13 protein-coding genes are annotated in these 12,975 nt (G+C 73.4%); 10 read left to right on the top strand and 3 right to left on the bottom strand.

Going from position 1 to position 12,975, the window contains the following annotated elements:
* Positions 1–9 precede the first annotated feature (9 nt).
* The 5 genes from Acit_RS03125 (at position 10) to Acit_RS03105 (ending at position 6,108) form a co-directional block, all read left to right on the top strand.
* On the top strand, positions 10–2,070 hold the full coding sequence (locus tag Acit_RS03125) for a hydantoinase/oxoprolinase family protein (protein ID WP_248105609.1): 2,061 nt from the start codon (positions 10–12) through the stop codon (positions 2,068–2,070).
* A gap of 4 nt (positions 2,071–2,074) precedes the next feature.
* Complete coding sequence (locus tag Acit_RS03120; protein WP_282436140.1) at positions 2,075–3,967, top strand: hydantoinase B/oxoprolinase family protein; 1,893 nt, start codon at positions 2,075–2,077, stop codon at positions 3,965–3,967.
* 5 nt (positions 3,968–3,972) lie between these two features.
* Positions 3,973–4,710 (top strand): isochorismatase family protein, encoded by a 738-nt coding sequence (locus Acit_RS03115; RefSeq protein WP_248105607.1) that lies wholly within the window; start codon positions 3,973–3,975, stop codon positions 4,708–4,710.
* Positions 4,707–5,642 carry a hydroxymethylglutaryl-CoA lyase gene (locus Acit_RS03110; RefSeq protein ID WP_248105605.1) on the top strand — a complete coding sequence of 312 codons (936 nt, stop codon included), beginning with the start codon at positions 4,707–4,709 and terminating at the stop codon, positions 5,640–5,642. Before Acit_RS03115 ends, Acit_RS03110 begins: the two co-directional genes overlap by 4 nt.
* 91 nt (positions 5,643–5,733) lie before the next feature.
* On the top strand, positions 5,734–6,108 hold the full coding sequence (locus Acit_RS03105; protein WP_248105603.1) for a VOC family protein: 375 nt from the start codon (positions 5,734–5,736) through the stop codon (positions 6,106–6,108).
* Between the two features lie 145 nt (positions 6,109–6,253).
* Here Acit_RS03105 and Acit_RS03100 read toward each other — a convergent pair whose 3' ends face one another.
* From Acit_RS03100 to Acit_RS03090, 3 genes are all read right to left on the bottom strand, one after another.
* A complete protein-coding gene (locus Acit_RS03100) occupies positions 6,254–6,673 on the bottom strand; it encodes a HEPN domain-containing protein (RefSeq protein WP_248105601.1) in 420 nt (139 codons plus the stop codon).
* Complete coding sequence (locus tag Acit_RS03095; protein ID WP_248105600.1) at positions 6,657–7,031, bottom strand: nucleotidyltransferase domain-containing protein; 375 nt, start codon at positions 7,029–7,031, stop codon at positions 6,657–6,659. The genes Acit_RS03100 and Acit_RS03095 overlap by 17 nt, the downstream gene beginning before the upstream one ends.
* Positions 7,032–7,209: 178 nt before the next feature.
* A complete protein-coding gene (locus tag Acit_RS03090) occupies positions 7,210–8,265 on the bottom strand; it encodes a GGDEF domain-containing protein (RefSeq protein WP_248105598.1) in 1,056 nt (351 codons plus the stop codon).
* 124 nt (positions 8,266–8,389) lie between these two features.
* Between Acit_RS03090 and Acit_RS03085 the strand changes: the two genes are divergently transcribed.
* The 5 genes from Acit_RS03085 (at position 8,390) to Acit_RS13430 (ending at position 12,971) form a co-directional block, all read left to right on the top strand.
* Positions 8,390–8,869, top strand: coding sequence for an NfeD family protein (locus tag Acit_RS03085; RefSeq protein ID WP_248105593.1), 480 nt, complete (start codon positions 8,390–8,392; stop codon positions 8,867–8,869).
* A complete protein-coding gene (locus tag Acit_RS03080; RefSeq protein WP_248105592.1) occupies positions 8,866–9,837 on the top strand; it encodes an SPFH domain-containing protein in 972 nt (323 codons plus the stop codon). Before Acit_RS03085 ends, Acit_RS03080 begins: the two co-directional genes overlap by 4 nt.
* 83 nt (positions 9,838–9,920) lie before the next feature.
* Complete coding sequence (locus Acit_RS03075; protein WP_248105591.1) at positions 9,921–10,895, top strand: phosphotriesterase family protein; 975 nt, start codon at positions 9,921–9,923, stop codon at positions 10,893–10,895.
* A gap of 234 nt (positions 10,896–11,129) precedes the next feature.
* Positions 11,130–12,458 carry a sensor domain-containing phosphodiesterase gene (locus Acit_RS03070; RefSeq protein WP_248105590.1) on the top strand — a complete coding sequence of 443 codons (1,329 nt, stop codon included), beginning with the start codon at positions 11,130–11,132 and terminating at the stop codon, positions 12,456–12,458.
* Between the two features lie 336 nt (positions 12,459–12,794).
* Entirely contained in the window at positions 12,795–12,971 is a 177-nt protein-coding gene (locus Acit_RS13430) for a hypothetical protein (protein ID WP_248105589.1), read from the top strand.
* Positions 12,972–12,975 lie beyond the last annotated feature (4 nt).

The following is a 12,975-nucleotide window of genomic DNA, read 5'->3' as shown; positions in this document are numbered from 1 at the left end:
GAGGGAACGGTGGGCTACCAGCTGGGGGTGGACGTGGGGGGCACCTTCACCGACGTCCTCCTGATGGACGAGGAGAGCGGGGTGACCTGGCGGGCGAAGACCCCGAGCACCCCGGCCGACCAGTCCGAGGGGGTCCTGGAGGGCATCCGGAAGGTCTGTCAGCTCGCCGGGGTCGAACCGGGGGCGATCGGCCGGGTGCTGCACGGGACGACCGTGGCCACGAACGCCATCTTGGAGGGCCGGGGCGCCCGGGTCGGCCTGGTGACCACCGCCGGGTTCCGCCAGGTCCTCCAGGTCGCCCGGTCCTACGTGCCCGGGGGCCTCGGGGGCTGGATCACCTGGCCGAAGCCCACGCCGCTCGCCCGGCTGGAGGACACCGTGGAGGTGCCCGAGCGGATGAGCAGCCGGGGCGAGGTCCTGCGGCCGCTCGACGAGGAGGCGGCCCGGGCCGCCCTGGCCCACCTGGCCCGCCAGGGGGTCGAGGCCCTCACCATCGCCCTGGTGAACGCCTTCGCCAACCCGGCCCACGAGCGGCGCCTGGGCGAGCTGGCCGCCGAGGTGCTCCCCGGGGTGCCGGTGTCGCTCTCGAGCGAGATCCTGCCGGAGATCCGGGAGTACGAGCGGACTATCACGACGGTGGCGAACAGCTACGTCCGACCGGTCGTGGGGCGCTACCTCGCCTCGCTGACCTCGAAGCTCGCCGAGGGCGGGGTCGGGGCGACGGTCCACGTGCTGCGCTCCGACGGGGGCCTGGCCAGCATCCCGGCGGCCACGGTGGCCCCGGTGAACCTGCTCATGTCGGGGCCGGCCGGCGGGGTGGCCGGGGCCATCTGGGCCGCGGGCCAGGCCGGCTTCGAGAACCTGCTGACCTTCGACATGGGGGGCACCTCGACCGACGTCTGCCTGGTCCAACACGGTCGGGCCCAGGTGGGCCGGGACACGGTGGTCGGCGACCTGGCGGTGCGGGCCTCCTCGGTCGACGTCCGGACGGTGGGGGCCGGCGGGGGCTCGATCGCCCACGTGCCCGAGCTGACCCGGGCCCTGCGGGTCGGGCCCCAGTCGGCCGGGGCGGAGCCGGGCCCCGCCGCCTACGGCAAGGGCGGGACCGAACCGACGGTGACCGACGCGAACGTCGTCCTCGGCTACCTGCCGCCCCGGCTGATCGGCGGGGAGATGACCCTCGACGTGGGGGCCGCCGAGGCGGCGGTGGCAAAGGTGGCAGAGGCCATGGGCCTGCCCGACGTCCAGCGGGCCGCCGCCGGGATCATCGACATCGTGAACGAGAACATGTTCGGGGCCCTGCGCCTGGTCTCGGTCCAGCAGGGCTACGACCCCCGGGACTTCGCCCTCGTGGCCTTCGGCGGGGCCGGGCCCCTGCACGCCAACGCCCTCGCCCGCCTGCTCGGCTCCTGGCCGGTGGTGGTGCCGCTCTCCCCGGGGGTGCTCTGCGCCTACGGGGACGCCACCACCAGCCTGCGGGACGAGGCGGCCCGGACCTTCATCCGTCGGTTCTCGGAGACCTCCGACGAGGAGGTGGCGGGCGTCCTGGCCGAGCTGGCCGAGGAGGCTCGGGCCACCTTGGACGCCGAGGGGGTGCCCCGTGCCGAGCAGACGGTGGCTTGGCAGGTGGACGTCCGCTACCACGGCCAGGGCTTCGAGGTGCCGGTCGACCTGGAGCCCGAGCTGGTGGCCGGGGGCCGGTTCCTCGAGGAGGCCGGCCGGCGCTTCGACGCCGAGCACCGTCGGCTGTTCCTGTTCGACCTGGAAGCCGAGCACGAGCTGGTGAACCTCCGGGCGATCGCCCAGGCCCGCCCGACCCGGGTGGCCGCCCCGGTCCTGGAGGAAGGCGGCCCGGACCCGGGGGCGGCCCGGGTCGGCAGCCAGCGGATCTGGGTGGACGGCAGCTGGCACGAGGCCGGCCTCTACGACCGGGCCCGGCTCAAGGCCGGCAACGTCGTGCCCGGCCCGGCGGTCGTCACCGAGATGGACTCGACCACCCTGGTCCTGCCCGGCCACCGGGCCGAGGTGGACCGCATCGGCACCCTGCTCATCCGACCCGAGGAGGCCTGACGCCATGGCCCGCATCGTCCAGCGCACCGACCCGCTGCCGAAGGCCGCCGAGGTCGACCCGGTGACCGTCGACATCATCGAGAACGCCCTGCGCAACGCCCGGGCCGAGATGGACGCCGTGCTGTTCCGGACGGCCATGTCGCCGGGGATCCGGGAGCAGCACGACGAGTTCCCGCTCATCGCCAACCCCGAGGGCCTCATGGTGGTCGGCCAGTTCGGCCTCTCCATCCCGGCGTTCCTGGAGGGCTTCGAGGGGACGGTCGAGGAGGGCGACGTGCTGTTCACCTCCGACCCCTACGCCTGCGGCGGGGCCATCAGCCACGCCAACGACTGGCTGGTCATCCTGCCGATCTACGTGGACGGCTGGTTGGTGGGCTGGGCGGCCCAGTTCGGCCACATGACCGACGTGGGGGGCAAGGTGCCCGGCTCCTTGCCGACCGACGCCACGAGCATCTTCGAGGAGGGGGTCCTGGTGCCCCCGGTGAAGCTCTACGACAAGGGCCGCCTCGACGAGGACGTGCTGCGGATCGCCCTGAACAACGTCCGGATGCGGGAGTGGAACCGCTCGGACCTGAACGCCTTGGTCGCAGCGTGCCGGAACGCCGGCCGGCGCATCCAGGAGCTCTGCGAGCGCTTCGGCACCGACGTCTACCTGGCCACCCTGGACGCGTTGCTGCAGCGGAACTACGACGCCATGAAGACCCTCATCGAGACGACCATCCCGGCCGACGAGGTGCTGACCTTCACCGACTACGTCTGCGACGACGGCATGGGGTACGGGCCCTACAAGATCCACTGCTCGATGTGGCGGGAGGAGGGGAAGCTGATCCTGGACTTCATCGGGACCGACCCGCAGTCGCTGGGTCCGATCAACTACTACCTGAACGAGTCCCTCTACAAGATGTTCTTCGGGACCTACATGATCTCGGTGTTCGACCCCCAGATCCTGTGGAACGACGGGTTCTACCCGCTGGTGGACGTCCGGATCCCCGAGGGCACCCTGCTGAAGCCCCGCTACCCCGCGGCGCTCTCCTGCCGGACGCACGGGCTCGGGCGGATCTTCGACATCCTGACCGGCCTGCTCGGCCAGCGGCAGCCCGAGTTCCTCTGCGCCGCCGGCTTCTCGTCCTCCCCGCACCTCATGTACTCGGGGACCTGGACCGAGGGGGAGCGGGCCGGGGAGTGGTTCCAGCTCTACCAGATCGGCTTCGGGGGCATCCCGGGACGGCCGGCCGGGGACGGCCCTGATGGCCACTCGCTCTGGCCGAGCTTCACGAACGTGCCGAACGAGTTCTTGGAGGCGTACTTCCCGCTGGTCATCGAGAAGTACGAGACGGTGGCCGACTCGGGCGGCCCGGGCCTCTACCGGGGTGGCAACGGCATCGACATCGCCTACCGGTTCTTGGAGCCCGGCCAGGTCTCGATCCACGACGACCGCTGGTTCACCTACCCCTGGGGGGTGAACGGGGGCCTGCCGGGGGGCCGGAGCCGGAAGTGGCTGGAACGGGCCGACGGCACGGTCGAGGTGTTGCCCTCCAAGTGCGACCGGGTCCAGGTCCACAAGGGCGACCTGCTGCACTACGTGACCTGGGGCGGGGGCGGCTGGGGCGACCCCCTGGAGCGGGACCCGGAGCTCGTGGCCCTGGAGGTCGAGCGGGGCCTCGTGACCCGGGAGGGGGCCCGGCGCTACGGGGTGGTCCTCGACGAGGAAGGCCGGGTCGACCAGCCGGCCACCGAGGCCCTGCGGGCCGAGATCCGGGCCAACCGGGGCGAGCTGCCCCTCTTCGACCGGGGGTTCTCGGACCTCGAGGAGCTCCGGGCCCGTTGCCTGGCCGAGACCGGCCTGCCCACCCCGAAACCGCCCCAGTTCCCGCCCTTCGCCCGACAGGGGTCGTGACGGGCATGGCCGAGCCCACCGTGCCGGCCCGGACCGAACCGGCCCAGTCCGAGTCCGACCGGACCGAACCGGCCCCTCCGGTGGCCGACGGGCGGGCCGAGGACAGCGCCCGGGCGGGGTTCCTCGGCCGGCTGGGCTGGGGCCGGGCCCCGGCCCTCGTGCTGGTCGACGCGCTCGCCGCCTACAGCACGCCGGGGTCGCCGCTCTACCTGGCCGAGGGTCCCCGGGTCGTGGCCGCCATGGCCGAGCTGCTCCGGGCGGCCCGGGCCGGGGGACGGCCGGTGTTCTGGCCGACCGTCCGCTACCCCCGGGGAGCGGTCGACGCCCCGCTGTTCTTCGCCAAGGTGCCGGCCCTGGCGGCCTTCGTGGCCGGCAGCCCCCTCGGGGCCTTCTGCGAAGGCCTCCAACCAGCTGCCGGGGAGGCGGTGGTGGAGAAGCGCTACGCCTCGGCGTTCTTCGGGACGGACCTGGCGAGCAGCCTGGTGCAGGCCGGGGTCGACACGGTGGTCCTCGCCGGGTTCTCCACGAGCGGCTGCGTGCGGGCCAGTGCCCTCGACGCCCTCCAGCACGGCTTCCGGCCCCTGGTGGTGGCCGAGGCGGTCGCCGACCGGGACCCGGCCACCCAGGAGCAGAACCTGTTCGACCTGCAGGCGAAGTACGCCGATGTGATCGGCCTGGGCGAGGCCCTCTCGGGCCTGCTCGGCGAGGGAGCCGGGAGCGGCGCGCGCCGGGAGGCGTCGTGAGCGGGGCAGGGGCAGCGGTGGAGATCGTCGAGGTCGCGCCCCGCGACGGTCTGCAGAACGACCCGGCGGACCTGCCGACCGAGGCGAAGGCCGAGCTGGTCCGCCGGGTGGTGGCCGCCGGCGCCCGGCGGGTGGAGGTCACGAGCTTCGTGAGCCCGAAGGTCGTGCCGAAGATGGCGGACGCCGAGGCGCTCCTCGGGCTGCTCCAGGAGGACCCGCCGGGGCCCCGGGGGCAGGTGCGGCTCTGTGGCCTGGTGGTGAACGAGCGGGGGGTGGCCCGGGCCGCCGCTGCCGGGGTGCAGGAAGTGAACCTGGTGGTGGTGGCCAGCGACACCTTCAGCCGGGCGAACCAGGGCGCAGGGACCGCGGAGACGCTGGCGCGCCTCCCGGACCTGCTCGGTGCGGCGAGGGCCGCCGGCCTCACCACGTCGGTGACCATCGGGGCGTCCTTCGGCTGCCCCTTCGAGGGAGAGGTCCCCCTCGGCCGCTTGGAGGAGGTGGCCGGGGCGGTGGCGGCCGCCGGGCCGGACGAGCTCTGCCTGGCCGACACCATCGGGGTGGCCGTCCCGGCCCAGGTCACCGAGCGGGTCGGGGCCGTCTCGCGTCTCGCCCCGGGCCTGGCCCTGCGCTGCCACTTCCACGACACCCGAGGGACCGGGACGGCGAACGCCTGGGCCGCCTACCAGGCCGGGGTGACGTCGCTGGACGCCAGCCTGGGGGGGATCGGCGGCTGCCCCTTCGCCCCGGGTGCGACGGGCAACGTGGCCACCGAGGACCTCGCCTACCTCTTCGCCCGCAGCGGCGTGGCCACGGGGCTTGACCTTGCAGCCCTCCTGGCTGCCCGGACCTGGCTGGCCGATGCTCTGGGCCACCCGACGGCCTCGGCCCTCGGGCGGGCCGGCCCGTTCCCCCCCGAGCGGGCCGGGTCCTGAGGCAGGGCGGGTCCCTGGGGGCCGGGGCTCGGGGAGCCCGGGGCATCCGGCGCCAGCGACCGGAGGACGGCCCGGTGTCTATGCTCCGCCAGTGGCCATCACGCACGTCCAGCTGCTCTCGCTGCCGGTCAGCGACCAGGACCGCGCCCGGGCCTTCTACGTGGACGTCCTCGGGTTCGACCTCGTCCGGGACAACCCGATGGGGACCGATGCCCGCTGGGTCCAGGTCGCGCCGAAGGGTGCTGCAACGTCGATCAGTCTTGTCACGTGGTTCCCGACGATGCCGGCAGGATCGGTGAAAGGCCTCGTCCTCGAGACCGACGACCTCGAGGGCGACGTGGCCGACCTGGTGGCCAAAGGTGTCGTCATCGAAGGGGGGATCCAGACCCAGCCGTGGGGGCGGTTCGTGACCTTCGACGATCCCGACGGCAACGGCATCGTGCTCCAACAGACCGCTCCCGCCTGAACCGGCTGGACGGGCGAGCGCGAGCCAGAGGGCGTGTCGAGACGGCCGGCGGTCCCCGCTCGACGAGCCGGCCTGCCTGGTGGACCGCGTCCTGGTCGGAATCACAGCGTGAGAGCCTCGACCGAGCCCGGGGTGGTACACGCGGTCAGGGGCTGCGACGGTTTGCTTGCAGCTCTCGGCGAACTTCACCGACCACCTGCTCCGCAAACGCTGCTAACCGGTTCGCCTGCTCGACGTCCGCCTCGGCGAGATCATCGGCGTAGCGTCCGTCGATCGCCCAGGGGTTGCATTGTGCGAGCAACGGGCGCTCCAGGGTCAGCAGGCGCCGCTGCTGGAGGCACGCGTCGTGCAGGACGAGCAAGTTGTGGGTCTTTGGGAACGGGACGCCGGCATCGATCAGCGTGGCCTTCAGCGCCTTCTCGACGACGAGGTGGGAGAGAAAACACGCCATGCGACGAGGTGACTCGGGGTCTCGTACAACGGCACGCATGGCATGGAGGTCGTCCTCGACGTTCTGGAGCCAACGGCGGGCTTCCTCGTCGTTGTTGTCAGGCAGCTCGGGCATAGACGACCCGTCCCTCCCGGAGCGGCCAGTAGTGCATCGAGCCGATGACGTCGCGGCGACGTTCGCACTCACGGCGGTCGGTAACGAAGAGCTGGACCGGTGCACGACCGCCGATTTCGGCATAGAGCTCCGCCTCCAGCTCGTGACGCTTGGTGTAGTCGATGGACGAGCACACCACCATCAGGTCGAGGTCCGAATCGGGGCCATCATCTCCTCGCGCCACCGACCCGAAGAGGAGGACCTGTTCGGGGTCGCAGGCCCGTACGAGGGCGTCGACGACCTCGGGTACCCATTCGGCAAGCGTCCGGCCGTTGTAGATTGCCTTGCCGCCTCGTGCCTCGTAGGTGACCGAGCTCACTGGCCAACCTCCTGCTCGACGGGTGCTACGGCCTCGACTCCGAGGATGATAACGAGATTGCGCTTGCCCAACGGGGCCGACGGCGCCGCAGGATGACTTCGGGAGCACGGAGACGCGCCGGATGCTCGCCCCTCGGCCCGAGGGACCGCTCCTGGCGCCTCGTCGCCTCAGGTCTGGTTCAGCCCCGGACAGGAGCGGATGGGACGCTGGTCAGGTCGACGGTCTCGTGGCTGACGCCGCGGCGCTTGGCCCGGTACATGGCGGCGTCGGCGGCGGCGAGGAGGACCGAGGGGGAGACCTGGCCGGTCCGGCCGATGGCCACGCCGATGCTGGCCGTGACCGCGGGGACTGCTGCATCGGTGGCCGCCGTCGCCGAGTCCGCAGTGGGCGGGTTCTGCGGCTGGGCCGTCTCGGCCACGGCCGCCGCCAAGCGCTCGGCGAGTGCCTCGGGCTCCCCGGGGGCGGGGTCCCGGAGGAGGCAGAGGAACTCGTCGCCGCCGAGACGGCCGAGCGGGTGGTCCCCGGCGGTCCGTTGGAGGGCAGCGGCCACGGCCTGGAGGAACGCGTCGCCGGCGGCATGCCCGTTCCGGTCGTTGACCGCCTTGAAACCGTCGAGGTCGAGGAGGAGGACGGCCATGACCTGGGCGGGGGTGTGGTCGGGGTCCGGGCAGGGCCGGGCGCCGAGGTCGTGGTCGAGGTGGGCCCGGATGCCGTCCCGGTTGAGCAGCCCGGTGAGGGTGTCGTGGGTGGCGGCCCAGGCGAGCTGGGCGGCGTGCTCCCGCCGGGCCGTGACGTCCCAGACGACGATGTAGACGGCCGGGACGCCCCGCCAGACGGTCCGGGACGCCCGCGTCTCGACCACCACCCGGCGACCGCTGCGGGTCCGGATGACGAACTCCCCGGGGGTCGGGAGTGGCTCGCCCCGGAGGGTGGCGGCGATGCGTTCCCAGGCCGTTCGCTGGGAGGCCGGTTCGACGACGTCGACGAGGGGGGTGCCCACGAAGGCCTGGCCGGACTCGAGCTCGACGAGGTGGGCGGCGGCGTCGTTGGCCCAGAGGACCACCCGACCGTCGTGGACCAGGGCCGGGTGGGGGGAGCGCTCGACCAGCTCGGCGAGAGCCCGGGCCTCGGCCAGCTTGGCCTGGGTCCGGGCCAGCTCCTGGCGGAGGACGGCCACTTCGAGGGCCAGGGCGCCGGGGTCGGGCTCGTGGGGACGGTGCTCGCCGAGGGGCACGGGACAGTGATCGGCAGCAACCCGGCCACCCTGAACCCGCTCGTACCCCGGTGCACATGCCCGGTGCCGGTGGGGGGCGGCGGGGGCCTAGGCTGGGTGTTGGCTGACCTCGAGAGGAGCGGCCATGTGGCTGGTGGCTGGTGTTCTGCTCGGCCTGGTGGTCCTCGTGGCCCTGGCCGGCTTCCACGCCGGGCCCCACGCCCACGTCCTGGCCGCGGCCCTGGGGATCCTGGCGGCCGCGTGGCTGGTGGTCATGGCGGCCCTGGGGGACGGCCGGACCCTTCTCTGGGTGCTCCTCGGGGCTGACCTGACGGTGAGCGGCGCCCTCGGGACGGCGGGGCTGGCGGCCCTCCGGCGGGACCGGGTCGCAGCACCGTCAGGGCCCTCGGGGTCCGGGGCGTCCCTGGAGGGGGCCATGGGGGTGGCGCTCAGCCGCCTGGCCCCCCTCGGGGTGGTGCGGGTGGCCGGCGAGGAGTGGAGCGCCGAGGCGGTGAACGGAACGGTGCCGGCCGGGGGCGCCGTGCAGGTGCTGGAGGTCCAGGGGCTCAGGCTGCGGGTCTGGGGCGAGCAGGTCGAGCCGGCGGCCGGGGAGGGGGAGACGTGATCGTCGGCATCGTGATCGCCGTGGTGGTGCTCGCGGCCCTGGTGGCCCTCGGTACCTCGCTGCGGATCGCCCGGGAGTACCAGCGGCTCGTGGTCTTCCGGCTGGGCCGGGTGGTGGGGACGAAGGGCCCCGGGGTGGTGTTCCTGAACCCCGTCACCGACCGGACCCAGCTGGTGGACCTGCGGGAACAGTTCTTCGAGGTGCCCCACCAGGTGGCCATCACGAAGGACAACGCGGCGATCTCCATCGACTTCCTGATCTTCTACAAGGTGGTCGACCCCCGGCAGTCGGTGGTGGCCGTCCAGGACCTGAAGGGCGCGGCGCTCAACCTGGCGGCCACCGCCCTGCGGAGCGTCGTCGGGGGGATCTCGCTCGACGACGTGCTCTCCAAGCGCGAGGAGATCAACGCTGCGCTGCGGGTCCGCTTGGACGAGGTCACCGAGCGCTGGGGGGTGAAGGTGACGAACGTCGAGGTCCGCGAGGTCAACCCGCCGCCGACGGTCCAAGAGGCCATGACCCGGCAGATGGCCGCCGAACGGGCCCGGCGGGCCCTCGTGACCGAGGCCGAGGGGCAGAAGCAGGCGGCGGTGCTGGCCGCCGAGGGGGAGCGGCAGGCGGCCATCACCCTGGCCGAGGGCCAGCAGCAGGCGACGGTGCTGGCCGCCGAGGGGGAGCGCCAGGCGGCCCGCCTCCGGGCCCAGGGGCTGGCCGGTGCCCTGACGGAGCTCGAGACGGTGGCCCGGGGGCTCGACGAGCGGACCCTGGCCCTGCAGTACCTCCAGACGCTGCAGCGCGTGGGGGAGTCGGCGGGCTCGACCTTCGTGCTCCCCATGGAGCTGGCCGACCTGGCGGCCGGGGTGCGGCGACTGCTGGCCGGCACGGGCCCGCTGGTGCCGGGCCCGGACCGGCCCGAGGGGGCCCCGGTCGACGACGGGACGGTCCAACCCGCAGCCGACAGCCTGGCCTAGGCTCCGAGCGTCCCTCGACGGCCACGCCTCCGGGTGCGTCCGGATTGACGGGGCCGGCGAGGGCCGAGAGACGGGAGGGGGCGATGGCGACGGTCGAGACGGTCCGGGGGCCGGTGGACACCGCGGCCCTGGGCACCACGCTGATGCACGAGCACGTCTTCGTGCTGACCCCGGACATGCTGCAGAACTACCCGGCCGGCTGGGACGAAGAGCTGAAGGTCGCCGACGCGGTGGAGAAGCTCCGGCGGCTCAAGGCCCAGGGGGTCGACACCATCGTGGACCCCACGGTGGTCGGCCTCGGGCGCTACATCCCCCGCATCCAGCGGGTCAACGAGCAGGTCGACCTGCACATCGTCGTCGCCACCGGGCTCTACACCTACCGGGACGTGCCCTTCCCCCTCCACTACGTAGGCCCCGGGACGCTGCTCGACGGGGAGGAGCCCCTCGTGCAGCTGTTCGTCTCGGACATCACCGAGGGCATCGCCGGGACCGGGGTGAAGGCCGCGTTCTTGAAGTGCGCCATCGACGAGCCGGGCCTGACCCCGGGGGTGGAGCGGGTCATGCGGGCCGTGGCCAAGGCCCACCGGGCCACCGGCGCGCCGATCACGGTCCACACGAACGTCCACAACCGAAGCGGCCTCGAGGTCCAGCGGGTCCTGCGGGAAGAAGGGGTGGACCTGACCCGGGTGGTCATCGGCCACAGCGGGGACTCCACCGACCTGGACTACCTGCGGCAGCTGGCCGACGCCGGCTCGATCCTCGGCATGGACCGTTTCGGGCTGGACGTCCTCCTGCCCTTCGAGCAACGGGTCGAGACGGTGGTGCGACTGTGCACCGAGGGCTACGCCGACCGGATGGTCCTCTCCCAGGACGCTTCCTGCTACATCGACTGGTTCCCGGCCGGCGTCGTCGAGCAGGTCATGCCGAACTGGCACTACGAGCACGTCCTGCGGGACGTGGTGCCGGCCCTGCGGGAACGGGGGGTCAGCGAGGACCAGATCCGGACCATGCTCGTCGAGAACCCTCGGCGCTACTTCGAGCACGTCGAGCCCTACTGACGGTGGCCGGCACCGGCGTCGGCCGGGGGGCGTGGCCTTCGACCGGGCCCGAGAGCAGGAAAACCCTTCACAGGGGCCCTGATCGGTGCCAACATGGCAGCAACGGCCAACGACCCTCGCACTACGCGCGTCGGGGACGGTCAAGGTGGCCGGGTGCCTGACCGAGGACGCTGGGGCGTCGGGGACGGGTCGGAACCGGCGGGGGGTGGGAAAGGCAGGGGAGCGGCTGAGGTGGTGGCCGAGGGCGCGATGGGGCGTCGGGGCCTGGACCCCGAGCAGCTGGTTCGGCGGGCCTCCCGAGGCCTGTTGGAGCTGCTCGACCACGCCGGCAGCGCCAGCGTGGGGCTCCCCCGGCCCGACGGCACGGTCTACCTGTTCCGGACGATCCGGGACCGAGAGGGCGACTTCGACATCGTGGTCGACGTGCGCCAGAGCCTCTGCGGCTGGGCGATGGCCACCGGTCGCTCGGCGATCTGCGAGGACGCCCGGAGCGACCCGAACGTGGACCGGGCGATCATGGCGGCCAACGGACTGCGGTCGTCGCTGTATGTGCCGCTGATGCACGCCGGCAAGGTCGTGGGGGTGCTGGCTGCCGGTTCGCCCTCGCCGAAGGCCTTCAACGAGACCGATCTGCGGCGAGCCGAGGCGGTGGCCAGCGTGGTGGCCACCGTGGTGGCGACCAGCGAGGCCCTGACGAAGCTGGTGAGCGACTTCAGCACGCCGGGGCACCGGGCCGGGCTGCGGGTCGACGCCGCCGAGATCGAAGCGGTGGGGGCCTTCGTAACCTCCCTCGTGGACCCCGGCCTGGCCGAGCTGGGGCGGCGACGCCTGGCGATCGAGGCGGTCCTCGCGGAGGGCGGCCCGACCATGGTGGTCCAGCCAATCTTCGAGCTGCGGGGTCGGTCGGTGGTCGGGGTCGAGGCCCTGGCCCGTTTCCCGACCCGGCCGGTTCGGCCACCGGACCGCTGGTTCACCGAAGCCGAGCGGGTGGGTCTTGGGGCGGACCTCGAGCTGGCGGCTGCCCGGCGGGCCCTGGCCCTGCTGGCCGAGCTGCCCCCGGCCGTGGCCCTGGCGGTGAACGTGGGGCCGGTGACGCTCCGGGACGAGCGTTTCGCCGAGCTGGTGGGCCGGGTGGAGGCCGAGCGGGTGGTGGTCGAGCTGACCGAGCACCTGCGGGTCGACGACTACGCCGGCCTGGGGGAGGCCGTGGCCCGGCTGCGGCGCTACGGGGCGCGGCTCTCGGTGGACGACGCCGGGGCCGGCTACGCCAGCTTCTCCCACGTCCTGGAGCTGCGGCCCGACATGGTGAAGCTGGACCGGAGCCTGGTGCGGCGGATCGACCGGGACGGGCTGCGGCGGGACCTGGCGGCGAGCCTCGTCGGCTTCGCCCATCGGGCCGGCGCCCTCGTCGTGGCCGAGGGGCTGGAGACGGCCGGCGAGCTGGCCACGGTGGAGGCCCTGGGGGTGGAGTACGGCCAGGGCTACTACCTGGCCCGGCCCGGTTCCCTGGGCGAATCGCCGACAGCCTGTTCCGATCCCTCACCTGCTCGCCGACGGGTGTGAACCGGGCCTCGAGAGGGTTGGGCCACGGAGGGCCGGGACGGTCCTGACCCCTGGTCCCCCGGTACCTGCTGGGCGCCGGCGTGATGATCCTGGGTGGGATCGTCGCCTGGTTCTTTGGGGTGAACGCCGAGCGGACCGCCCCGGAGGACATGGCCCGACCTTCCGCTGACCGCCCGTCATGCCTGCCGCCGACCGCCTCGACCCGTTCGCCGGGCTGCCCTGGGGGGCCGGGCCGGTGGTCTGCGGGGTGAGCCCGACCTCGGGTTCGCCCGGGGCGCTCGTGATGGCGGCCGCCGAGGCGGCCTGCCGGGGGGTGGCGCTGGAGGCCGTCATGGCGTGGCGGGCCCCGAGGACCCAGGCCGGACCGGGCTGGTGGCGCCCCTGCTCCTCGCCAAGGCGGCCTGCCCGGTGCTGGTCCTGCCCGAGGCCGGCGAGCGCCCCCGGTGGCCGGCCCCGGGGGTCGGCACGAGGGAGGTCGGGTTGGCCGGGGCGGGAGGGGGCCTGGCACGATGAGGAG

The sequence above is a fragment of the Aciditerrimonas ferrireducens genome (genome assembly GCF_023130475.1).
GTDB classification, from domain to species: Bacteria; Actinomycetota; Acidimicrobiia; order Acidimicrobiales; family UBA8190; genus Aciditerrimonas; species Aciditerrimonas ferrireducens.
The sequence above is the reverse complement of the archived record's forward strand: the minus strand, read 5'-3'. Positions and strand labels throughout refer to the sequence as shown.